The organism is Enterococcus sp. DIV0756 (genome assembly GCF_051710745.1).
GTDB lineage: Bacteria > Bacillota > Bacilli > Lactobacillales > Enterococcaceae > Enterococcus_A.
Window position 1 is genome coordinate 349,116 of the sequence record NZ_JBIOLF010000002.1, and the last position, 23,824, is coordinate 372,939.

The following is a 23,824-nucleotide window of genomic DNA, read 5'->3' on the forward strand; positions in this document are numbered from 1 at the left end:
GTCATTTTCATATTTTCCATTCTAATAAGGATTCAACCCAGCTGTGCTGAATTTCCCAGATGCCTCCTTGAATATCTTCAAAAGGCAGTTGTTTAGTAGCCTTAATTTCGTCGTCATACTGAAAAAGCTTTTGCCAACTACAGACCAATTCGGTTTTTAAATGCGGATAAAAAGCTGTCGTATAAACATCTCCTTCATAATCCACATTATACCTTTTCAGCTTGTCAGAATATTTTACCTGCTCTTCTTCCGTTCCCAGCAACCGCAAATTCAAGATCCTGTTCCAATCAGACATGCGAAAAAAAACAATCTTCTCAATAGGCACACGAAGTTTAATGAGTCGGGAGTCCGCTGAGTAATCAAGGTATTTAGCATTCAAAAATGTCCAGATCGCCGAATCAGCATCTCTTGGGCGCTCAACGATTTTACTGGCATGTTGACGATACCAGCTATACGCCTGCAAAAAGACATGGGCGGTTTCCCCATATTTCTCTTTTATAAAAGCCGCATCGACAACATGCCTGCCTGATTGGCGCAGCTGATCAACGACTACCTGACTTTGAGAGGTGTAGAGTGTTACTTGGTTATCTGAGTAATCCATTCCTTGCGAATTTCCCATATCGTCCCCACTTTCATCTCACCTAATACGCTTGAATCATCAAAAAGCCGCTCATGACTTTGCTCAATTTTTCGTTTGATATTCGGATAAAAGGGTGTCATAAAGGCAGTAATATCATCAATGCCATATTTTTCCAACATTTTTGTGTGTTCGTTTTGATCCTCAAGATCTTTAGGAATGTACAAATGATTGACAATATTTCCCCATTTAAATAAATCAACCACAATCAGTTGGTTCTCCTCAAGTTCAATTTCTAAAATAGCGTTACCTTCGCTATTTTGAATACTTTCCTCTTTCGTAAGCGATACCCAAATAGGATACTTCACATCTGGAGGCGGCGGCACAAGGCGGGAAGCCGCATGCATATACCATTCATACACACCTAAATAAAGATTGCTGTGCTCCTCCATCTTTTGTTGGATGTATTCTTTTTTCACAATATATCGCCCAGTTTGTTCCAGTACTTGTAAAATATTTTCGTGCTGCTTCGTCCAAACCTTTACTTTTTTTGTCATAGTTCCTCCAAAAGTCAGAAACAAGCAAACGTCTCTATTTTCTTAACAATCCAAGCAAAAATTCTGTTCTTCCTCTGGCAGCGTAGCTCTCACATAATTTTGGATGTGATTATGAAATTCTCTTACTACTGTAGGTAACTGATTTTTCTTCAAAACATCCACAAAAACAAGATGCTCTTCTGATTTCTTTTCAAGAATTCCCAATGACGAAAGATCTTCATTCATTGCGATTAATAGTTGATAGAACAAGCTTTCCAAAATTTGAGCTCTTCGTACACTGCCCGATAATTGCCAAAGATATCTATGAAAAGAAAGATCTAACGTATTCAATAAAAAGACTTTATCCTCTTCAGTGCGGCAACGATTCTCGCCATCTTTCATCTCCGTCGCAATCTCTGTCAATTGTTGAAAATCCTCTTCCTTAATCATTTGATTGCGCAATATTTTTCGTAAAATCTGCGTTTCCAATGAGGTTCGAATTTCAAATACTTCCATTATTTCCGCCGGTTCCATTTCAATCACATGATTCCCCTTACGAGGAGAAAACGTGATGAGTCCTTGCTCGTTCAATATCCGCATAGCTTCTCTTACCGGAGCCCGGCTAATATTAAAATGATTCGAAATATCTGTCTCGATTAAACGATCGCCGCCTTTTAACGTACCTGACAAGATTCTATTTTTTACATACGACACTACCATGTCGCTTAAACTTTGTTTTTCGTATCTAGGCATAATATCCATAAATAAATCAGCATCCTTTCAGATATACGTCACTAATTATATCAGAAAGCCTTTGCTAAGTCTCTTGTCGTTCGGCATTTGACCATTTCAACCGTTCCCATATCGCTGATTTCCTCGTGGATAGATTGGATTTAGCAGAAACACTTTATTGTGTTTTCATTCACATGGATGTGTAATTCAACTATGCTTTTCCAATTGAGAGGAAGCCGTTTATTCATCCGGTATTTTCTTTTCTTCCATTAAGGCCTTGAATAAACATACGGCGCATAGCAGCATGATTACTGTCAGCGGCAATGCCGCTACAATTGAACAAGTTTGTAAGGCATCCAATCCGCCAGTCATCAATAAAACCAATGCTAAAAGTGCTTGGATCACGCCCCACAGGATTTTTTTATCATTTCCCGGATTCAAATCCCCTTCTGATGAAAACATCGATAAAACAAAAATTCCAGAATTAGCTGAAGTGATAAAAAACGTACACAGAAGACAGATAGCAATAATCGAAAAGAACATTCCCAGCGGATATTCTCCGAAGACAACAAAGAGGGCTGTTTCGGTAACTTCCTTGGCTTTGTTAATAATCCCCATATCCAGGTTGAGTCCTAAACTGCCAAACACCGAGAACCAAATGAAAGAAACCATTGAAGGAGCAATCATCACTCCTAAGACAAACTCTTTAATCGTTCTTCCTTTGGAAATTCGGGCAATAAAGGTTCCAACAAAGGGTCCCCAAGCAATCCACCATGACCAATAAAAGATCGTCCACGAGCCAAGCCACGAATTATCTCCAAACGGGTTAATCGAAAAGCTTTCTGACACGATGTTATTGATATAGCCGCCAAAAGAATTAGTAAAGATGTTTAGCGTCATAATTTTCGGACCAATTAAGAAGGCACCCACAAGGATAGCGATCGCTAAATAAAGATTGATATCCGATAGCAGTTTGATTCCTTTATCAATCCCGCTTACCGCAGTCCACGTATAAATAATAGTCAGTCCTACGATGATGATGATCTGGACAAGACGCGTGGTGGGAATATCAAATAAATAATTCAGCCCCGAGTTAATCTGCAGGGTTCCTTGTCCAAGAGATGTGGCTATTCCAGCAACCGTCGCAAAGACTGCACAAATATCAATGATTTTTCCAATCGGTCCTCTCACGCCTTCTTCACCTAAAATCGGCAAGAAAATACTGCTGATCAACCCAGGCGTTTTTTTCCTGAATTGAAAATAGGCCAATGCCATTCCGATGATCGAGTAGGCTGCCCAAGGATGAAATCCCCAATGTAAAAAGGATTTCTGCATGGCTAAATCCGCAGCCTTTTCAGTCCCGCCAAACGTCGTAAAATGATTCAACGGCTCGGCCACTCCCCAGAATACCAAGCCAATCCCCATACCTGCACCAAAAAGCATCGCAAACCATGATTTGTTGCTGTACTCAGGAACGGAGTCATCTGGCCCTAACTTAATTTTTCCAAAGCGACTAAAAGCAATAAGTAACGAGAAAACGACAAAAACAAACATGGCAATCAAATAAAACCAACCAAATGTATCCACTAAAAAAGCTTTCGTGCTATTCATCGCTTGTGCAAAGGGATCTGGTGCAATCAGCCCAATCAATACGATGATGCCCGTAATCAAAAGAGAAACATAAAAAACTACATTTTTTTTCATCTAAACGTCTCCTCTTCAAAGTTTTTTTATCGGACGAGCCGTTGCTTAACAGCTCGTCATTATTCTTACAATTAAACTTTTACTTCAAAGAGTCGCGGTTCTTCTATTTCAGTGGTTAACGCATCTAATGCAACCCCTACACGATGGTAGCGCAGTTTATGCTGGACTTCCTTCGGTGTAGCAGGATCTCCTAATGGATATGGAATTGATATCGTTGGTACGATCCGGTTCACACCCACTGTACGAGCAACAGGAATCAGGTTCGCCATCTGAACGATCGTGATCCCAGCTTTTTCAATTTCTCTGGTCATCGTTGCACCGCAACGAGTACAGGTTCCTCAGGTGGAGGTTAATATAACTGCCTGAACACCGTCATCAACCAATTCTTTTGCAATCTCTTGCCCCATCCGGGTTGCTTCTGCTTGTGTGGTTCCAGTTCCCACCGTGGCGTAGAAATATGGATATACCCCGCCGATTTTTCCTTCCTTAGCATATTCCTTCATGACATCTAACGGCAGAACCACGTTTGGATCATCGTTGGCTGCTGCTGGGTCAAAACCAGCATGGATCGTCATGAACTCACCCTTCTTCAGCTCGTCCATCTCATCTACATTGTATTTGCCCCATTTAGTCGCCGATGCAGATTGAATCCGGTCAGGATTTCCTACTGGAACGATCCCGCCAGAAGTCACTAAAGCAACTTTCATTTTTGCCAGTTTTTCCGCTGGGATGGCTGGCGCAATTGGTGCCCGTTCTGATTTAGGAATGATCAACTCAGATTGATAGTCTTCTCCGCTGACTTTTTTCAACAGCATATCGATTACTCGGTCTGTCGCTGGTACAGGCGGATCTAACCAAATTTGATCACGAATACCCCGGCCAAAGTACCCTTCTTCGGCTGCTGAATGTAACTTTTCGCCATACAACAAACGCAACGCAAAAGCGGACATTTTCGCAACATCTTTACGCATCGCAGCTGCACTAGCCCCGCCTTTGAAAATGTACATTTCCTTCCGATACATTTCCACACCGGGATTTTCCTCATTCATTGAGGTGATTGCTGGAACGCCAAATTTCTTTTGAACAGCCGAACAAATATGCCCACAAGCCGCACCATAACGTCCTGCTCGAAATGCTGGTCCGGCAAAGAAAATATCAAAATCTTTGTCGTCTAAAAATTCAAGAATACGTTTGATCGCTTCATCCGTTTCCGATCCCATGAAATTGTCGCCACAAATAATTGTGTGCGTGATTTCGATCTCATCTTTCAAAGCCTTGGCATAAGCCATCCCAGGTCCGACGATACCTTCTCTAATTTCCGGCTCATGACCAGCGAATTCTTCACCGCCAATCTGCCCAAAAAACTGATTGATATATAAAATCGCTTTCATTTTTTCCCTCCTAGTTCTTTCTATTTGAATTCTTTTTGGAAAAACGCTTCATTTTGATTCTTCCGTTCATTTCAAAATATCAAATGAAAAATTTAGAATTCAACCATGGTCTTTGTGGACCAGCCAACTACCTGGTCGCCACAGAACATCGCATTGTTTTCCATAATAATCGACCCATCTGGTTTTACTGAAGCCCCAAGAATTTCATCATTTGACCAGCCGCCGGAAAGACCATCACGCGCCAAGGCCTCTAACTCACCTAAAACCGTTTTCATCGGTGGTAGTTCAATTAAGGTAGAAACATTCCCCGTCGAGACAATCGCATCACATTTCTCATCCATTGAAACAAGCGGTTGACTGGCGCCATCACGCCCCGTACATTCATTGGTCAAGCCGACCGTTTTTACACCTGCATCCTCCAAAGCTACATAGCATGCAGTGAAATCAGCATCTGGGTTACCGTAGCCTTCTTCAGCCACCACCGCACTATCAGCGCCTAGACTTTTCGCCATTTGTGCCACGAATATCGCTGCCCGTTCCTTTTGCTCCAAAGCAACATTCAAATTTGACATGATGATTCCCAGGAAATTGATAGTCTTCCCGTGCTCCTCGTATAGTCGCTTAATCATTGGAAAATTTTGAAAATCATACGTTGACCACTTGGACGAACAAGGCATAAAGGAACCAGAAATCATTGCCCCATCCAAGACTTCATTGGGATGCATAAAGGTTGGCAGCATCAAGTTGCAATCCCAGCCATAATTTAAATCGTTATAGCCTGAATCCTCCATTTGGGATTGCGGTTGCAAGACAAAGACGACGCTTGGCAGCTTGTTGACCGCTTCACTGCGTTTAGTCACAGGCTCTAATTCATAGGTTTCCACTTCATCTGATTTCAAGCCTTTGGTAACTGCTCCGATATATTCGGCAAGACGCATTCCTGCCCAACGCAAGGCATGATTTTTCTTTTGCTGCTCATGCCATTCGAATTCCTCATCGGTATCCGCTACCAATACAACATTTTTAAGTTGAGAATAATAGGTATATTTTGCCCCTTCTCCACTCATGTCTACTAATCCATCTTGGAAGCCGCCCCAATGTTGCCCCACCACTAAGACACTCATATCCTTTAGTGCATGGATCACACCGTTGCCTGCCTGCATTAATTTTCCAGTCACTCCTGGAAAAACAGGTCCGCCTCCGACCCGATAACGGGGTTCAATTGCTTCCTTCACAGGAACCAACCGAACTTCGTCTCCGGGTTTAACGATATGCAGTTCCGCTTCAGTAATGTGTTCATCTTCAAAAACCACGTCTAACGCTTCTTTTTTATTAATCGTCAAGATTCCATCGGCATATGCTGTTTTTTCACCGAATTGAATATCCTTGACGTGAAAATTTGCGATATCTAATTTCATTTACTTGCTCCTTTCGCCTTTTACGGAAATCATTTTCTCTAAAAAAAACGACTCCTATCCTCTAGCAAATTGTCATTACCTGCTAAATTAGAAATAACAACAGGTCTGCTTAAATCAGTTTGACTGTTTCTGTATCGAATAAACTTCTGATACGTTACATAAAAATCATTAGTCCATTGGATCAGCTTCCGATATAGCCAGCAGCAGCTAAACAAGTCTTCGCTTCAGATAAGCGTTTTTCTGCGATCATCACAACTGGACCAGTACACCCCATACCGCTCTCAGCGTAAATTCCTTGCTTCCATAAATGCTGGACAGCCTCCTCTAAATCCAAAATTTCAACGCCATGAATCTCTTCAGTCACGATTTCCTTATCGGGCTGCGTAACTTCTTCATGTGCTATTTCTTTTTGTGGTTGAGCTTCTTTCAGCAAGGTATCCAAAGAGGCTTCCTTCAATTTCGCAAATTCTGCTGCCTGAACCTGCTTGAAGTTTCCTCGAATTAACTCGTCGGCGAATTCAATCGCACCGCTCACAACAGGGGCACCTGACGCACGGGAGACGATCATAATCAGTTGATCCATTCCTTCTCCGACACCGGGGCCATAACCAAAGCCTAAAGATTCATAGTTTCCACCAGTGCTATAAGAAGAAAAGATCTTTTGCAGGATATTTCCTGTCAAGGAATCAATCACCATGACATCACAGGTTCCTGCAAGGACATCGTTGCCCCGCATCACTGCTCCGCCATCACTGCGATTCGATTTCGCAAAGTGGATCGGATAACCATTCTCCGCCAGCCGTTTTAACGTGATTTCTGCTTGACGGGCACCATCAATGTTCAATAATCCGATGGTCGGTTCCGCGATTCCACAGGCTTTTGCGGTGATGATCCCGTACAAAGCATTCCGTACCAATGCTTCTACTCGAGTTAGTGCCGAGGTACCCGTTGTTGTTGCTAGATACATATGTTTCCCTTTTGCAGGAGTAAGCACTCTGCCAACTGTAGAAACACCGATTGGAAACGGGTAGTGCATTGTCACTCCAGCATCAGCCGTTCCCTTAGCCAAAAGTTCCTCCAACTTCTGATGCCCTTCATCTGCATCCGAAACCAAGAAGCTTTCAATTCCAGAATAGACGATTTTCTGTGTGCCAATAACTTTTACGGAAATTCCTTTGTCAGCAGCCATTTTTGCCGCTTCGATCAGCTCTGATTCGTCATGCTCGCTTCCCAAGGCAGTCAAAGCCACTGTTGAGGAAACTCCGCGACCAGTCTCCAACGTGTTCGCAAGACCGTGAAATACATCCGCAATTATTTGTTTGGTTTCTCTTTCGGCCATAGGATCACTCCTCTAGCTTTCCATCAAGATGGCTGGCGAAGTCTCGGAGAGCTTCCGCAATCAATTGCTTAATTTGATCTTCGGAAACAGTTTCCTCCTGTTTCCCGCTATTTTTTTGCAGCACAAATGAAATGCCATCAAACAAATTCGTCATTCGACCTAAGAAGAGACTGCCTTTTCCGACAAACATTGCTCGATTGACCTTACCAGCCATAATGTCGTTTCGCCCGAAGCCAAGATAAGGGATACCAGATGGAATATGTCCTTGAGTCGGCGCCCATCCCACCATTCCATGCTGCTTCACGAAATTAGCCAATTCGGATTTTTCAATCTGTTTTTTCATTACTGCTAGCGCACCGATCATCTTGTAATTTGCTTCAGGAACGTTTCCTGCTCCCGCTGGCTTAGTGATATCTGGATTTTGCATCTCAACGGAATATTTATCGATATCTGTTAGCTTCAATCCAGCTTTTTCCAATGGGATGCTGGTCAGTGAAGAGATCACCTTTTGCGGTGATGCCCCTGTGCCGACCGTATGCCGCCCAACAATATCGATATTCAATTCTGGACTAACTCCATCATTTTCAGAGATCAAGACTGCAAAACTAGCCACACAATCTTCTAAAATCGGTAGCCCTTTGTTCAAATGATCTTTCCCATTCATGCCAAGCTTTGCAGTCGAACCGCCGGCAGCCACAATGACATTTTTGAAGACGCCGGATTTCACTAATGACGCCGCTTGAATCAAAGCGTGCGTCGGTCCAGCACAAAAACCGCGAACATCGCTGCCGGTCGCATTTTCCAACCCAGCCATTTCCGCCGCTGCCTTCGCAAAATTCCCGCCGCCGCGTTGATTCATATCCCCGCAGGCTTCTTCTGAACATTCGAGCACATAGTCAATGTCATTTTTTTCGATACCCGTTTGCTGTAACAACTGTAAGATCGCAATCGTACAGGATGCTTTTGAAACAAGATTTTCAAAAATGACATGAGCAAATAAGCTATCATCTAGATTATGAGCGGCTTTTACACAGCCTACGACATCGCCTTTAAAATAAATCGGTTCAGCCTGTTCATTTTCGATGAAGCCTATGATTTCTTCTGAGGATACTTCCTCTGAAAGCTTTGCTAAAATTTTTTCATCCAATAATGGATGCTGATCTAATTTATCTTTTACTGTTTTACTAAATTCATCGTTCAATTTGACCAAATCAAACACATCGACATATTTCATCATGCCGATAAACTCGTCTTCAGGCATGATCTCCCCAAAAACACCTTGGCGTTTGTTCTCAGCTTTTTTATCGTACCAAGGGGTCTCGATTGTTTCGAGTTCTTCTGGTGTCATGTTTCCGATATAGACTTGATTCGGTGGATAAGTAACACAAGTTTCGTAATCACGTAGATGGTTGCTTATTTCCTCCAAGTATTCTGAATCAGGATCAATTTTTCTTTGAAGTGTTTGAGTAGTGCCGTTGTGGACTACCATATCTGGGGTATGTGCAAGAAAATAGCTCGACCCTTTCAATACGCTATACATAGAAACATCCTTTCTTTTCAAAATTGTGGGATGATGCTGAACAGGCTAGTGTCCAGCATCATCAAAAAAGCTGCACATTGAACCTATTCACTTACTTGACTTCGAATTGAAGTCATTTCGTCGACGATATCGTCAACGTCTAGTACCATTTCCATCATGCCAACTTGTTCCTCATACAGCTCAGAGTCGATCGCTTCTTTCATTTCTGGTTCCACGATATGATATACGTCAAGTCCTAACTGGACTCCCGCTAATGGACCGGCATACGTAGGGTCTCCCAAAGTTACAGTCTCAGCTGCTAAACCAGCAGCTTCACCTTCCGCCGCACCAAGAACAACAACAATATTCTCAGCACCGAATTCCTCTGTAAATTCTTTTACCCTCTTTTGATTTTCCAGATCCATTGCGCCCGCGGCCGTTCAGACAAAGCATTCTGTGGATGAGAATACTACATCTGCGCCTAATGGTTTCACACATTCTTCAATGGCTTGACCAGGAACGCCGTCTCTGTCGCCGAGGATGATAACCTTTTTGTCTTTCAGCAACATATTGATTCCTCCTTGTTTTTTATTATTTAAACGAGTTTCCTCGTTAAATATACTTTTGAATCATTGCCTCTACATTCTCTGGTGTCGCGTCGTCCTTCACCAATTCCTCGATCTTCTCACCGTCTTGATAAATGGCGATGACGGGTATCCCGAGAATTTTTTGTCCAATCGCTACTCTTCTAGCTTTTGCAGTATCTAGTTTTGCGAAAGGAATTTTCCCACTGTATTTATCAGCGAATTCTTCAATGCTGGGCATCAATGCCTGACACGGTTCGCAGGTTTCAGAGAAAAAGTCTACCAGCATTGTTCCTTCGCTTTGAATAACTTCCTCTTCAAAATTCTTCTTATTTAGAACTTTCATCTTTTCACTACTCCTTATTCAGATTAATGTATTCATTTTTTTTAGAAAAAATGAATTTGATTGTCATGCCGTATATCATTCTGTTAATCTTGCTAAAGCAAGAAACAGAACTGAAATCCTTATTCAGATTAATGTATTCATTTTTCCCAGAGAAAAATGAATTTGAACCACACTTCAAGAAAAATGCTAATGATGCAAATACTTTTCGACTGCGACAGCCGCTGTACAGCCATCACCGCTGGCAGTAACAACCTGACGAACATTTTTCACTCGAACATCTCCCGCCGCATATACGCCTGGAACATTTGTCGCCATTTTTTCATCGGTTTTAATGTAGCCGTTCTCCATTTCTACGACGTTTTCGAAAATTTTCGACTGTGGTAAATAGCCGATAAAACTGAACACACCGATCAAACCGTCTTCTTCGTCAGCTTCGAAGCGCGTTGTTTCATTTGTTTCGGTGTTCCGGATCGTGATTGCTTCAACGATACCGTCACCTTCAAGACTTTCCACGACAGAATTGTAAACATAGTGAACTTTCTCGTTCGCCATTATTTGCTCAATTGCAATGGCATCTGCCGTTAACTCTGCTAGATTCTGAATGATCGTCACTTTTCGGGCAAAGGTCGATAAGAACATGGCTTCTTCCACTGCTGAGTTTCCGCCGCCGATCACAAAAACTTCCATGTCCTCGAAAAAGGCTGCATCACAAGTTGCACAGTAAGAAAGACCTTTTCCCATAAACTCCTTCTCATTTGCACAACCAATTGGACGTGGAAATGCCCCCGAGGCGATGATAACTGAGCGTCCCTGATACTCTTCTTTTTTACCTTTAAGGATTTTCACGTCACTAGATAAATCTACTTCAACGATCGTGTCTGCAGCTCGCTCAACCCCAAAAGAGGCCACCTGTTCAGACATCCGTTTGATCAACGAACGACCAGATTCTTTTTCGAGACTCCCCGGATAATTTTCAATCTCAGAGGTCAAAATGATCTGTCCGCCATCCTTTCCTTTTTCAATTAATAACGTTTTTAGTCTTGCCCGACCGGCATAAATTGCGGCTGACAAACCAGCGGGGCCTGCACCGATGATAATTACGTCATACACTTGCATACCTATCCTCCATCCCTTTCTTTATAAAATACGATGTTTAGCCATCGTGATTTTCAATAAAACAACTCTTTTTTGATAGCGCTTGCTTTTTGTTGCATTGCATAAGAGCTTGAACAAACAGTTGGCATGTGATTGATTGATCAATATTTTTTTTCGGAATATTACTTGTATTTTTTAAAATTCCCCAATCCACTATTAGTCGATTGTCGACAAACGACTAATTATCTCAACCACATTCTACCAGCATTGACAGAACGTTGCAATCCATTTTCTACTCAATTTCTTCGTTATTTATCTTAAAAAATAATATTACAGCTGTTCTTTTTAAACAATGACACTTCTAGATTTGAATAATTCGTTATCATTAATCTGCTAAATTAGTTATCTTTTTCACTTTAATTAAATCAAGGATTTTACCTTCCAACTTCTCCCTCATTAAACTGATAGAATCCTCTACTTCATTTTGAGCAATTGCACGCCTTCTTTAACGCTAGCTATAAACTTTGCTTTTTGTTTTCTTATATGTAACCAACTGTTTTTTATTAACAGAAGCCTTTTCCTGTTATTAGAAATTCAACAAACAACAAAAAACCAGAGAAAAAATTTCTCTGGTTTAAAAATTATTTTATTCATTTATCCAAAAGCTTGTTCTGTTCGTGAAATGATCTCATCCTGTAAGGCTTTTTCCAAATTGTTAAAGTAATCGCTGTAACCAGCTACGCGCACGATCAAATTTTCATACTCTTTCGGATGTTTTTGTGCTTTCAGCAGCGTTTCACGATCAATTACGTTGAACTGAATATGATGCCCGTCTAATGCAAAGTAACTGCGTACAAGTGAAGCCATATTAGTGATACCAGCTTCTCCGGCTACCACACTCGGGGTAAATTTCTGATTCAGTAAAGCCCCACCGGTTTTTGTTTGATCAATTTTCGACGCTGATTTGATCACCGCAGTCGGACCGTTGCGATCCGCCCCTTTTTCTGGAGAAATTCCGTCCGGCAATGGAATCCCTTTATGACGCCCGTTTGGTGAAGCTTCCATGACTTGACCAAAGTAAACGTGACAAGTCGTTGGTAAAAATTCCACGACTGTTTTCGATCCTTTCGGTGTTGGGCGACCTGCGATTACCTCTTGTAGGGAAGCAGCCACATCCCGCAGCAACGTATCGGCGTATTCATCATCATTTCCGTATTTAGGAGTTTCGTTATAAACTCGATCATAGATTTCGTCATAATTTTCAAAATCTGCTTCACAGGCAGCCAATAGTTCCTGCATGGTCATCGTTTTTTCTTCAAAAACATTGTGCTTGATCGCTGCTAAGGAATCGGTAATCGTCGCAATACCGACACATTGGATATAGCTGGTATTATAGCGTGCGCCTCCTGCATTGTAGTCTTTCCCAACTTTAATACAATCATCCGACATCACAGAGAGCAGCGGTACCGGCATGAACTCCATATACATCCGTTCGATCATGTTGTTGCCTGCGACCTTCACATCAACTACGTATTGCAGTTCCTTATGAAAAGCTTCAAAAACTTCTTCATAAGTCTCCATCTTAGTAAAGTCGCCTACATCGATTCCGACTTGTTTGTCTGTGTAATGATCGTAGCCACGATTCATAGCCAGTTCAAATACTTTCGGGATATTCAAGTAACCAGTAAGCACATAGGCTTCTTTTCCGGCTACACCGACCTCGACACAGCCCGAACAAATCCCGCTTTCTCTAGCATCATCGACCGATTTTCCTAGATAGCTCAGCTCTGCCAAGATTGCTTCGGAGTTATACATTGCCGGCTGCCCCCAGCCTTTACGAGAGACCTTCAAGGCTTCACGTAGGAATTTTTCAGGGGATTTACGAGAAATTTGTACGTTTGAGCTTGGCTGCAGCAGCTTCATTTCATCCATAACTTCCAGAATCAAATAGCTGACATCACTGACTCCGCTTGTTCCGTCTGGACGCAAAGCCCCCGTATTCAAATTGCAGAAATCCGTATAGGTCGCACTTTCTTTTAAAGTAATTCCTACTTTCGGTGGTGCGGGCTGATTATTAAATTGAATCCATAGATTTTCTAAAAGCTCCCGCGCTTCCTCACGAGTTAAGCGGCCTTCCTCGATATCCTTTTCATAAAACGGCTCTAAATGCTGATCCAATTTACCTGGAGAATACGCATCCCAGTTGTTCATTTCCACCGTTACACCAATATGCGTGAACCAATACATTTGAATCGCTTGACGGAAGGTTCGTGGTGCATGCTCTGGTACTACGTCACAGACTTCCGCTAAATCTAACAATTCCTGTTTCCATTGCGGATCTGTTTCCGTTTCAGCTAGATCACGGCATTGTTGCGCATAGCGCTTGCCGTAGATGATCATTCCTTCGCAGACTAGCTTCATGCCCTTTAGTTCTTCTCGTTTATTTAACGCTTCCATATCATTGTTATAGTCTAAATTATCGATTTCTTGTTGAATTTCTGCTTTAAAATCAGCAAAGCCCTTTTGATACATTTTTCCATCAGCCACCGTATGACCAGGACCGCGCTGCATTAGAAATTCGGTATACAAGCCGGCATCGAATAATAAATGCCATTCTTCTGGCAGCAGGCGATTCATTCGCGTCATCATGGCACGATCATGCCAATAAGGAATAATGACTTCTTCTTGAACGCGACGATCTTCCTCACTCACACGGAAAAATACTTTCTCGCGATTGTTCATGTTGTCAAAGTCTTCTAAAGTATGACAGCATAATTCTGGGAATGTTGGAGCTGCCCAAGGTTTATCTCCTTTTTCACCAAGAACCAATGACCCTTTTTCAATATAATTGGTTCGATTCTCCATAATGTACTTAAAGGCTTTCCCTCGTAAAACAGGTGCAGAAACTTTCCCCTCCCATTTTTTGTAGGCCTCAGTCAAAAGGACGGCTCGTTCCATCGAAATACTCGGTGTGCATTCCTTGTCGCTAATTTCCCGTAATCGTTTGATCCGCTCCGTACTGCCCCTTCTGGTTGGTTCTAATGTTAATTCCGCCATTGATCTTCCTCCTATTTTATGTGTTAAGTTGTTTGCTTCTTATCCGCCAATTGATACCTGATACCCTGCATCTTGATAAATTTTTTGTACTCGTTCCACTTTTTCGTCAGACGGCTTGATAAAATTCTGCGTACATACTCGTTTCAGTCGCTCATATTTATCTCGACCGAAATCATGATACGGCAGCAGCGATATTTCACTCACATGAATTTTTTCTTTTACCAGCCAGTCAATAACTTCCTCTGCATCCAATTCCTCTGCGTTAATTTCATCCAATAAAATTAACCGAAGATTGATTTCAGCTTGCTGCTCTGATAAAAATCGTAAATTCTCCAACACCAATTGATTGCCTACACCTGTATAAAGTTGGTGATTATGTGAATCTATGAACTTTAAATCGTATAAAAATAAATCTGCATAAGGAAGAATTCGTCGATAATTTTCAGTCGGCGCGACTCCGCAGGTATCGATCGCGACAGTAATCCCTAATCGTTGGCACTCCCTCGCTAATTCCACCACATAATCCATATTTTGCGCCATCACTTCGCCACCAGAAAATGTCACACCACCACCTGATTGATCATAAAAAATTTGATCCGCCTGAATTTTCTTGACGAGCTCTCGCACAGAATAGTCCTTGCCGATCAGCTCTTCCTTGCCATATTTATTTAACATGATCTCTGGTGCAAATACTTGGCTTTCAGGATTGTGACACCATTCACATCTGATGGGACACCCTTTGAAAAAAATCGTCGTACGAATCCCCGGCCCATCATGGGTCGAAAACTTTTGAATATTGAAAATCGTCGGTTTTTTCACGTGCTTCCCTCCCGTCCTTAATTATAAAGGGCAATAGATATAAATGCAAACGCTTTATTCATAATGATGAATTTTTTATTTTATTTTTCGTGAATTTTTTCATTTTAATGATGGTTAGAAATTTACTCTTTTTTCGGGTATACTAAAAATAATTAATTATGTAAGGGGTTTACAGATGAATATTGGGGAAAAAGTGAAAAATTTGCGTAACGAGCGAGGGATGACCCTTAAACAGCTATCTGAAGCCACGGGTTTGTCAACCGGCTTCCTATCACAATTCGAACGGGGAATTACGACAATCGCCGTTGAACATTTATCGAACATCGCAGATTTATTTAAAGTAAAAATCAATTACTTCTTTGAAGAAGAACCAGAAATCGAACCGATTGTTCGCGGGTACGACCAGCCGGTGATCCACAAATTAAACAACATGATTTACAAGCAGTTAAGCCGCACGCCGCAGGATAAAAAGATCGCACCGAAAATGATCGAGATCATGCCTCATGAAAAGCGTGAATTGCCGACCACCTATCCGCATCAAGGAGAAGAGTTCGTGTATGTTTTAGAAGGAATCTTGACATTGGTGATCGAAGAAAAGACATACCAACTTTATCCTGGCGACTCTGCACACTATTTTTCGACAATCGATCACAATTGGGACAATCAGACCAGCAATGTCGTCAAATTTATCGTGGTCCATTATCCAAATGACTATTAAAAAGCGCTCGATCAAAAAATGATCGAACGCTTTTTACCTTTTTACCTTTTTACTTAGTAGCATAAATTCCAAAGTTCATATCTCTAATGAAGACAGATTGAGCTTTTTCCATTTCCCGCATCAATTTTTCTTCACTAATCTCATCCAGTTCTTCCTTTGTTGCCACTTCAGCTTGAATGATGCGCTTTTCCATGACCTTTGATAACCAAGCCAAATCACTCCCCGTTTCAATGGTCTGTAAAACAGCTTCTGATCGAACCTCCTGTATCTGGAGACCCGCCTGCAAAAACAATGTATACAACTCAGAACCAATATGAATATTTCCCTGTTCTTTAGCAACCGTCTCCCATACCCACTGTTGCACTTTCTTATGTAATGGAAATTTCTCAATCAGCTCTCCCGCACCAATAGCATCACTCTCTTGAAAAACGATCCGACCACCCGGCTTTAAGCAAGTGATTAAAGCCTTGATCGCCTGAAAAGGATCTGGCAGATACATCAATATACGGCGGCCAATGATCGCATCAAAGGTTCCCAATTCAGATGCTGCATCAGCGATATCCATAGTAAAAAATCGAGTATGCTGGTAGTCTCTTTCAGTCGCAATATTTTGTGCCGCCGAAATCAACTCTTCATTAATATCGATTCCCACAATTTCACTTGTGTCCCCTAAAATCTCCTGCATTAAGAAACTAACTTCGCCGGCACCACATCCGACATCTAAAATTCTCATACCTGCTTCGATTCCTGAATCTAAAAATAATTTGCGGGTAAACGCGTTTCGATCATTCATTTTTTAAATCCTTTCTATCTAATAACTTTACTAATAATTTTTCAAAAACTGTTTCTAAGCGCTCTTGTGCTTTTGAGAATAATTCTGAATCATATCTTGTTAGCACCTCTTCACCGAAAGAACGATCCTCAATGTACTGATTATAGCGAATTTCCAGCTGCAGTGTCTCAATTTTGGGCAGTTCGCTAAAGTGACGAGTAATAAACCCTCCACGAAATGGATGATTATTTGAAACACTATAGCCTGCTTCTTCCAATAAAAATGTTAACAGTTTTCGCAGTTTTGTACTAGAAGTTTGATCCAGTTGGTTTCCGATCACAAAATCAGCCGGTGTATTTTTGTCACCATTGGGATATTCAGCAAAGCTATGCAAATCAATTAAATAGACTTTTCCGAATCGGCTCTTTTTGGCATCGATTAATCTCTGCAATGCTTGGTGGTAGGGCCAATAATAGTTTTCTAGGCGTTCAGTAATAATATCTGATGACAGCTTTTCTGTATACAAGGCTTTTCCAAAGGTATTTTGCTGATAAATCACCGTCTCTTGATAATTTGTCCCGACCATTTGACTTTCACGATTCGGATCAGCCACATAGCGACTCACGCGATTTTCGATTACCGTACAGCCCTTCGCAATTAGAAAGTCGTAGAGCTCTGGTAAAAACCAATCTGTATTCGCTAAAACCACATCTTTCTGTAAACTTGAGCGCATTTCCTCTGGAATCCATGTGCCGCTATGTGGCAAACTGATAACTATTGGATAAGTATGTTTTTCTTCATTATAAGTGTTAAATGGCTTCATTGGTTTCCTGCCCTCCGATCATTTTTCCTTTGATTATACTCCTGTATCCTCCTAAAGAGATATAAAAAAACTGACAAAGAGATTATCCTTGTCAGTCTGTATATTATTGTTTTTCTAATGTAGTCAGACGTTTATAAACATCAATTAATTCTTGCGTTAAGCCTAAATAGGAAATAGCATTCATTAAGTGATCTTGACTGTGCACCATCAACAATGTCACTTCTGAGTTATTTCCACTAGCTTCTGCAGTCAGCAAGCTCGTTTGCGTGTTATGCGCCTCGACTAGTGCCTCGTTAGCTGCTTTCATTCGCGCTTCAGCTTCAGCAAAATTATTTTCCTTCGCCGCCGCCAATGCCGCAACCGCTTCGCTTTTTGCATTGCCTGCATTCATAATTAATCCCATAACGACTTGTAACTGTTCATCGTTCATTTACCTAACTTCCTCCATCTTAAATTTCATCAAAGTCGAAAGTATCAAAATCGATCTCTTCTGCTTCAAGCTCTTCCGCTTCTTTTTCTTCTCGTAAATACTGATCATCCAGCACTTTGATGAATGGGTAATAGATCGCCATTCCCAGTACGATCAGCAACGCTTGCAAAATCGAGGCCTGCCAGCCACTGACTAAAAAGCCAGAAATAATCGGCGGTGTCGTCCAAGGTAACTGAATACCATTCGTATATGGAACGAGCCCCAAATCCATCGCGAAATAGGAAATAATAATATTAATAGTAGGAACAAGAGCAAAGGGAATCAATATAATCGGATTCAGCACGATCGGCAGACCAAAAATAATTGGTTCGTTAATCCCGAAAATACTTGGAACAAGCGATAGTTGTGATAACTTTTTCACCCGCTGACTCTTACAGAAGAGCACCATCACGATAATTAATGACAGTGTTGAGCCACCACCGCCAAATGTTGCAAACATATCTTGAAATTGACCTGTGATAATATTAGGAATTTCATGCCCGTCTTTAAAGGCCTGCATATTTTCGACTGATAATGCACGTAAAACTGGATTAAATACTGCACCAACAACACTGCTTCCATTAATACCGAAGAACCAAAAGAAATGTAGGAATAAGTAAGCAATAATCATCGCGCCTAACGTGTTGCCTAAACTCAACAGTGGCGTTTGTAAGAATGTAAAGATCACATCTTGCAAGTTCCCCATTGATGTCAAAGAAACCAACCAATTGAGAACGAACATAATTGTTACTACCACAAAACTTGGAATCAATGCTTCAAAAGACTTCACTACAGTAGGTGGAACGCCATCCGGCATTTTGATTGTCCAGCCGCGGTGAATTACTGCCGCAAAAATTCGGGTAGAAACTAACGCAATGATCATTCCTAAAAATAGTCCGCTTGAACCCATCCATTTTAACGGCAAACTCGTTACTTCATACACCTTCGTACTATTTTCTGGCGTGAAGAGTGTAGTGTAGGGCGTCAGTATAAAGAACGAAACCAATGCCAGAGCAGCCGACTGAATCGCATCAATTTCCAATTGCCGTCCCAAGCTATAAGCAATTCCCACAACCGCTAAAATTGTCATCACATCGAAGCTGGCTGAAGCAGGTACCGACATCAAGGATTCCCAATTCTTGCCTAAAATTGGAGAAATCATGTTGCTCCAATTCGGAATCGGAAAATTCGCCAAAAGTAGGAAGAACGATCCAACAATCAATAAGGGCGTAGAAATCAAAAAACCGTCACGGATCGCAATCAAATACTTATTTTCCCCGATGACTTTGGCTAATGGTGTCAAAACTTTTTCCAACCAGTTTAAAAACTTCTGCATCTTTTTATCCTCCAATCAGTTCAATATTATTTTTTATTTTTTTTAAGCAATTTCAGAACTTCCTTCATCGCTTTTTCTCCATCCATCATGCCGTATATTTCTGGTGCAATCACAGCAACAGGGATCCCCTGAGGAGCGAACTGTTCCTGTGTTTTTTCAAGCAAGAATTTTACCTGTGGGCCCAAAAGTATCGCTAGCGGCTTTTCCTTTTCAACCACTTCCTGTGCTCGTGCCACTGGAAAGGCCGTAATTTGCAGCGGCATATTATGCTTTTCTACGACTTCCATCATTTTATTGACCATAATACTTGTTGACATCCCTGCATCACAAAATAGATAAATTTGTTTTTTACTCATTTTCTTCACTCTCCTAATTTTTTATTCAATCGGTGCTTTGATCCGTTTTTCATAGGCATCTAGCCAATCCTGTGTGATCGGCTGGATGTCTGTGGTGTGATTGCTCCCCATGTTGGCAATAAAAATCTGTGGGCTTTCCTGATCGTTACCTACACTAAAAGTAAATTCAACGTTTGTCGCTACGCCCCACTCGCCTTTAGGGTTCATGGCGATCAATGAGAAGGCGCCAGCTTTACCATAACGAGCGGTCAATTTATCATGAAATTCGTAGACGGCTTTATCACAAGCAGCTTGCGGCGCCAGCCCATCTCCCATCAAACGAACAATTTCATAGGATAAGCAGCCCTTCATCAAGTCTTCTCCTAGACCCGTCGCAGCTGCGCCACCGATTTCACTGTCCACGTAAAAACCCGATCCAGATAATGGAGAATCCCCGACCCGTCCCGGTTTTTTCATAAATAAACCAGAACTAGAAGTACCTGCTGTCATCGTTCCCTTTTGGTCCAACGTGATCGCTCCAACCGTATCATGACCATCATAGGGGTTCAGATTATTTTCCTGAATTTCCTTCAAACGCTTTTCCCAAATTTTATGGGCACGTTCTGTCAGCATACTCTTTCGTTCGAAGCCTTCCAGCATTGAATATTTGGTTGCCCCTTCACCGACCCGAAAGCTATTGAACTTATCTTTACTAAGTTTTCGTGCAACAGAGATTGGATTTTTTACATCGGTGATTCCGGCTACTGCACCAATTTCAAACGTATCTCCGTGCATAAAGGCAGCATCCATTTCCAAAATTCCTTCTGCATTCGGCAGCCCGCCAAAACCGACAGATTTATAATAAGGATAATCCTCCACTGTCTTAATTAAGGTTTCTACTGCGTCACCAGCCTTCCCTTTCTTCTCTAGCAAACGCATTGCTTCTATTACACCATCATGTGCCATGCGCCATGTCGCAATTGCTCCCCACGTCATCGTCGTGCTCCTCCCGTTACCGTTTACATTTTAAAAATCTGAATTCATTATAGATAGTATATACTGTTTTGTATATACTAAATTTGAAATTTTTTTATCTTTTTTTACCGTTTTCTAAGCCAAAGATATAGAATAACGAAAAAAAAGACCCGCAATCCCTTGCTGGGCCTTAAAAATGGATTATTCAATTAGTTTTAGCATTCCCCGCATATAGATTTCCATGTTTTTTAACAAATCCTCTTCATCCATATATTCGTCCTGCTTGTGGGCGATCCCCTTCTGACCAGGAAATGAAGGACCAAAGGCGACGATATTCGGGACAAAGCGGGCATAAGTTGCTCCCGTAGTCGTTACCGGAGTCCCATCCAATCCTGTAACATCTTCATAAACAGCTGATAAGAGTTGAACATTGGGATCATCCTTAGGAAAATGGCTGCTTTTGATGCGACGGACTACTGTTAGCTGACTCTCCGGCGGCAAATGCTTTTTCAAACTATCGGTTACTTCTGCTTCTGTAACTGAAACGGGATAGCGAATCGCTACCGAAAGGGCTAACTGCTGGTCTTTTTTGATCAATTCATAGGGCGTGATCATTAATTTACCACTATCCGCGTCTGAAAAAGCAAGGCCCAAGCCTTCCCCATGATGTTGATTCGCTAAGCCCTTTACCAGCCAAGAAAAATACTCCGCCAGTGTTCCAGTAACGGCTTGTTCCTGTAAAATTTTTTCCGCCAATAGTGTAATTGCGTTTTCTCCTAGCTCCGGTGCATTCGAAGGGGCTCTTTTGCCCTGCACACTAATATTCTTACCATGTATGGTTACTGACAACGCATCTGGAACATGATCGCGAGCTTGATCGCCAATGAAATCACCTAGATTCTTTAGTTCTTCTTGTGGAAACGGTGTCAAAATTTCATAGTTAACAATTCCGCGTTCGCCATAAACCACCGGATACTTGCAATCAGGCGTAAAACCAAACTGTGGCGGCTGTTCTTCGTTCAAATAAAGCGGAATATCTGAGCTACCATTTTCCTCATCGGTACCAAAAATGATTCGGATCGTTTTCTTTACGGGCAAATCCAGCTCTTTCAACAGCTTCAAGCCAAATAGGCAAGCTAAAATCGGCCCTTTGTTGTCTAAAATTCCGCGACCATAAAAGCGTTGACCCTTTTTGCTTAATTTGAAGGGCGGAAATGACCAGCCATCACCTGCTGGGACAACGTCTAGATGACCCACGACACCAATATAGTCTTCCGCTTCACCCCACTGTGCGTACCCTACTGCATCATTGACGATCGTCGTTTTGAAGCCATATTTTTCAGCTAAAGACATGACTGCTAGTAAGGCTTCTTTGGGGCCTTTCCCAAAAGGCGCATGTTCTGCTGGCACACTCTTGACACTTTCAATTTGCAGCACTTGATCCAGATCCTGATAGAATTGTTCCTTGTTTTTTTCAATCACTTTTCGAAAATCAATTGACATAAGAGACCTCCTCGGTTGTACTTTTTTATTTTCCATAGCGAGTAAGTGTGGTTTTAAAGACATAGCGATCCGAGCGATAGTAGGAGATATCGTAAAAGATCGGTGTCGCGTCCAGTGCATAGGTCACGGAATAGACCTGCAGCAAGGGATCTCCCATCGGCACATCCAGTAATTTTGAAAGCTCTGGTTTGACTAAAATAGCCTCCACCTCCTGATGAGAATAGGCAATTTCGGTCTTTTCCTCCAGCAATTTAAAGAGCGATCCACTAAAATCCTCTGCTTTTAATCCTTTTACATAAAACTCGGATAAATAGATTTTTTCCACCGTCATTGGTTCGTCATCTAGTATCCTGCGTCGAACCAGCTCATAAATCGGTTGATCTTCTTCTAGTTGCAGTGCGTTTAAAATCTCCTCTGATGGCTCAACCTTTTGAAACGAAATAACTTCGGTACTGCTGGTTTTTCCATAGGCCTTCGCCGCTTCAGTAAAGCCTTGCAGTCCTGAACGACCGCTTTGAATTTTTGGCTGGGACATCACATAGCTTCCTTTACCTCGCCGCTTCACTAGGATATTTTTACTGATTAAGTCATCAATGGCTTTACGAATTGTTAGACGACTACAATCAAACTCCTTTGCTAAGTCATATTCAGAAGGCAGTTTTTGTGAACTCACATACACTCCTTCATGGATACGTTTTTCGAGCTCAGCGGATACTTGGTCAAATTTCGCTTTTGTCGTTTTCTTATCTTCCATAATTTCTCCCTTTTTCGCGTGTTTCATTTTCCATGCTTACCAAACGTCAATTTCACTATACTGATTCTTTCACCGCTTGGCTAGAGTAACTTTTCGTTTCAACCTTCATTCGGTATATACCTTACAGTATATACTATATTCGAAAATAAGAATAATTCAATCATTCTCAGATTTTTTTTAGTTTTAAGACAGCTTCTTTTAATGTTTAGAAACATCTCATGTAGCTTTCTTTATCCAACAATTTTACTTATAATACCTTCAGGTGATTTGATGAATACAATTGATGCAACGGAAATCGTTGAAAAAATGAGCAACCAAAAAATTAACTATGATCGCGTGTTGCATAAGATGATTCAATCTTGGGAAAAGCAAGCGGTTCGTCCACGAATTTTGATTCATTCTTGTTGCGCCCCCTGCAGTACCTATACGTTAGAATTTTTAACCCAGCATGCGGATGTTACAATTTTCTTTTCAAACTCGAATATCCACCCTGAAAGTGAGTACCAACGTCGGGTATTAGTTCAAGAAAAATTTATCAATGACTTTAATGCGGTGACTGGCAATCAGGTGGATCTGATCGTTGATGACTACAAACCAAATGAGTTCATACAATTGATGCAACAAAAGCAACTAACTGAAGAACCCGAAGGCGGCAAACGCTGCACCGCCTGCTTCAATATGCGATTGGATTTAGCCGCAAAAGAGGCATTGGAACGGGGATATGATTATTTTGGGAGTGCACTGACAATCTCACCGAAAAAAAATAGTCAATTGATTAACCAAATTGGTATGGATATCCAAAAAATCTACGATACGCATTACCTGCCAAGTGATTTCAAAAAGAATTCCGGCTATCAACGTTCGATCGAGATGTGTAAAGAGTACGATGTCTATCGACAGTGTTACTGTGGCTGCGTATTTGCAGCAAAACAGCAAGGATGTGACTTGAAAACAATCAATAAAGAGGCAAGAGCCTTTGTGAAGGATCATCAAAAGCAACCAACTGAATAATAGAACTGGGA

23 protein-coding genes are annotated in these 23,824 nt (G+C 41.6%); 2 read left to right on the plus strand and 21 right to left on the minus strand.

The features are described 5' to 3' along the window. Positions 1-7: 7 nt before the first annotated feature. From IGI44_RS18090 to IGI44_RS18150, 13 genes are all read right to left on the minus strand, one after another. Positions 8-619: a DUF3841 domain-containing protein gene (locus IGI44_RS18090; protein WP_438789331.1), complete on the minus strand. Its 612-nt coding sequence runs from the start codon at positions 617-619 to the stop codon at positions 8-10. Then, on the minus strand, positions 577-1,134 hold the full coding sequence (locus tag IGI44_RS18095) for a DUF3841 domain-containing protein (protein ID WP_438789332.1): 558 nt from the start codon (positions 1,132-1,134) through the stop codon (positions 577-579). Before IGI44_RS18095 ends, IGI44_RS18090 begins: the two co-directional genes overlap by 43 nt. A 42-nt stretch (positions 1,135-1,176) precedes the next feature. After that, positions 1,177-1,875, minus strand: coding sequence for a GntR family transcriptional regulator (locus tag IGI44_RS18100; RefSeq protein WP_438789333.1), 699 nt, complete (start codon positions 1,873-1,875; stop codon positions 1,177-1,179). 210 nt (positions 1,876-2,085) lie between these two features. Beyond that, positions 2,086-3,549: a glycine betaine uptake BCCT transporter gene (locus tag IGI44_RS18105; RefSeq protein WP_438789334.1), complete on the minus strand. Its 1,464-nt coding sequence runs from the start codon at positions 3,547-3,549 to the stop codon at positions 2,086-2,088. A gap of 71 nt (positions 3,550-3,620) precedes the next feature. Continuing rightward, complete coding sequence (gene grdH, locus IGI44_RS18110) at positions 3,621-4,940, minus strand: betaine reductase selenoprotein B (RefSeq protein WP_438789335.1); 1,320 nt, start codon at positions 4,938-4,940, stop codon at positions 3,621-3,623. 92 nt (positions 4,941-5,032) lie between these two features. Further along, complete coding sequence (locus IGI44_RS18115) at positions 5,033-6,358, minus strand: glycine/sarcosine/betaine reductase component B subunit (protein WP_438789336.1); 1,326 nt, start codon at positions 6,356-6,358, stop codon at positions 5,033-5,035. Positions 6,359-6,539: 181 nt separating this feature from the next. Continuing rightward, the gene (grdD, locus tag IGI44_RS18120; RefSeq protein ID WP_438789337.1) at positions 6,540-7,697 is read right to left on the minus strand and encodes a glycine/sarcosine/betaine reductase complex component C subunit alpha; all 1,158 of its coding nucleotides are present in this window, start codon (positions 7,695-7,697) and stop codon (positions 6,540-6,542) included. Between the two features lie 4 nt (positions 7,698-7,701). Further along, entirely contained in the window at positions 7,702-9,237 is a 1,536-nt protein-coding gene (gene grdC, locus IGI44_RS18125; protein WP_438789338.1) for a glycine/sarcosine/betaine reductase complex component C subunit beta, read from the minus strand. An 83-nt stretch (positions 9,238-9,320) separates the two neighbouring features. Beyond that, positions 9,321-9,785: a glycine/sarcosine/betaine reductase complex selenoprotein A gene (gene grdA, locus IGI44_RS18130; RefSeq protein WP_115341642.1), complete on the minus strand. Its 465-nt coding sequence runs from the start codon at positions 9,783-9,785 to the stop codon at positions 9,321-9,323. Between the two features lie 43 nt (positions 9,786-9,828). Further along, complete coding sequence (gene trxA, locus IGI44_RS18135; protein WP_438789339.1) at positions 9,829-10,146, minus strand: thioredoxin TrxA; 318 nt, start codon at positions 10,144-10,146, stop codon at positions 9,829-9,831. 186 nt (positions 10,147-10,332) lie between these two features. After that, a complete protein-coding gene (gene trxB, locus IGI44_RS18140; RefSeq protein ID WP_438789340.1) occupies positions 10,333-11,262 on the minus strand; it encodes a thioredoxin-disulfide reductase in 930 nt (309 codons plus the stop codon). Positions 11,263-11,895: 633 nt separating this feature from the next. Further along, on the minus strand, positions 11,896-14,298 hold the full coding sequence (gene hypD, locus IGI44_RS18145) for a trans-4-hydroxy-L-proline dehydratase (protein ID WP_438789341.1): 2,403 nt from the start codon (positions 14,296-14,298) through the stop codon (positions 11,896-11,898). Between the two features lie 39 nt (positions 14,299-14,337). After that, positions 14,338-15,117, minus strand: coding sequence for a glycyl-radical enzyme activating protein (locus IGI44_RS18150; RefSeq protein ID WP_438789342.1), 780 nt, complete (start codon positions 15,115-15,117; stop codon positions 14,338-14,340). A 175-nt stretch (positions 15,118-15,292) separates the two neighbouring features. Here IGI44_RS18150 and IGI44_RS18155 point away from each other — a divergent pair, with 175 nt between their 5' ends. Continuing rightward, positions 15,293-15,835 carry a helix-turn-helix domain-containing protein gene (locus IGI44_RS18155; protein WP_216409284.1) on the plus strand — a complete coding sequence of 181 codons (543 nt, stop codon included), beginning with the start codon at positions 15,293-15,295 and terminating at the stop codon, positions 15,833-15,835. Between the two features lie 49 nt (positions 15,836-15,884). On the opposite strand, the gene IGI44_RS18160 is transcribed toward IGI44_RS18155, so the two are convergent. From IGI44_RS18160 to IGI44_RS18195, 8 genes are all read right to left on the minus strand, one after another. Further along, positions 15,885-16,628, minus strand: coding sequence for a class I SAM-dependent methyltransferase (locus tag IGI44_RS18160; RefSeq protein ID WP_438789343.1), 744 nt, complete (start codon positions 16,626-16,628; stop codon positions 15,885-15,887). Then, positions 16,621-17,430 carry an N-formylglutamate amidohydrolase gene (locus IGI44_RS18165; protein WP_438789344.1) on the minus strand — a complete coding sequence of 270 codons (810 nt, stop codon included), beginning with the start codon at positions 17,428-17,430 and terminating at the stop codon, positions 16,621-16,623. Before IGI44_RS18165 ends, IGI44_RS18160 begins: the two co-directional genes overlap by 8 nt. A gap of 103 nt (positions 17,431-17,533) precedes the next feature. Beyond that, positions 17,534-17,860 (minus strand): PTS lactose/cellobiose transporter subunit IIA, encoded by a 327-nt coding sequence (locus tag IGI44_RS18170; RefSeq protein ID WP_438789345.1) that lies wholly within the window; start codon positions 17,858-17,860, stop codon positions 17,534-17,536. A 19-nt stretch (positions 17,861-17,879) separates the two neighbouring features. Continuing rightward, positions 17,880-19,235: a PTS cellobiose transporter subunit IIC gene (celB, locus tag IGI44_RS18175; RefSeq protein ID WP_438789346.1), complete on the minus strand. Its 1,356-nt coding sequence runs from the start codon at positions 19,233-19,235 to the stop codon at positions 17,880-17,882. 26 nt (positions 19,236-19,261) lie between these two features. Then, a complete protein-coding gene (locus IGI44_RS18180) occupies positions 19,262-19,591 on the minus strand; it encodes a PTS sugar transporter subunit IIB (RefSeq protein ID WP_438789347.1) in 330 nt (109 codons plus the stop codon). 21 nt (positions 19,592-19,612) lie between these two features. Next, positions 19,613-20,566: a N(4)-(beta-N-acetylglucosaminyl)-L-asparaginase gene (locus IGI44_RS18185; protein WP_438789348.1), complete on the minus strand. Its 954-nt coding sequence runs from the start codon at positions 20,564-20,566 to the stop codon at positions 19,613-19,615. Positions 20,567-20,746: 180 nt separating this feature from the next. Next, the gene (locus IGI44_RS18190) at positions 20,747-22,048 is read right to left on the minus strand and encodes a Sapep family Mn(2+)-dependent dipeptidase (protein ID WP_438789349.1); all 1,302 of its coding nucleotides are present in this window, start codon (positions 22,046-22,048) and stop codon (positions 20,747-20,749) included. A 25-nt stretch (positions 22,049-22,073) separates the two neighbouring features. Then, positions 22,074-22,802, minus strand: coding sequence for a GntR family transcriptional regulator, LSA1692 subfamily (locus IGI44_RS18195; protein ID WP_438789350.1), 729 nt, complete (start codon positions 22,800-22,802; stop codon positions 22,074-22,076). Between the two features lie 270 nt (positions 22,803-23,072). Here IGI44_RS18195 and IGI44_RS18200 point away from each other — a divergent pair, with 270 nt between their 5' ends. Further along, complete coding sequence (locus IGI44_RS18200) at positions 23,073-23,813, plus strand: epoxyqueuosine reductase QueH (RefSeq protein WP_438789351.1); 741 nt, start codon at positions 23,073-23,075, stop codon at positions 23,811-23,813. Positions 23,814-23,824: the final 11 nt, after the last annotated feature.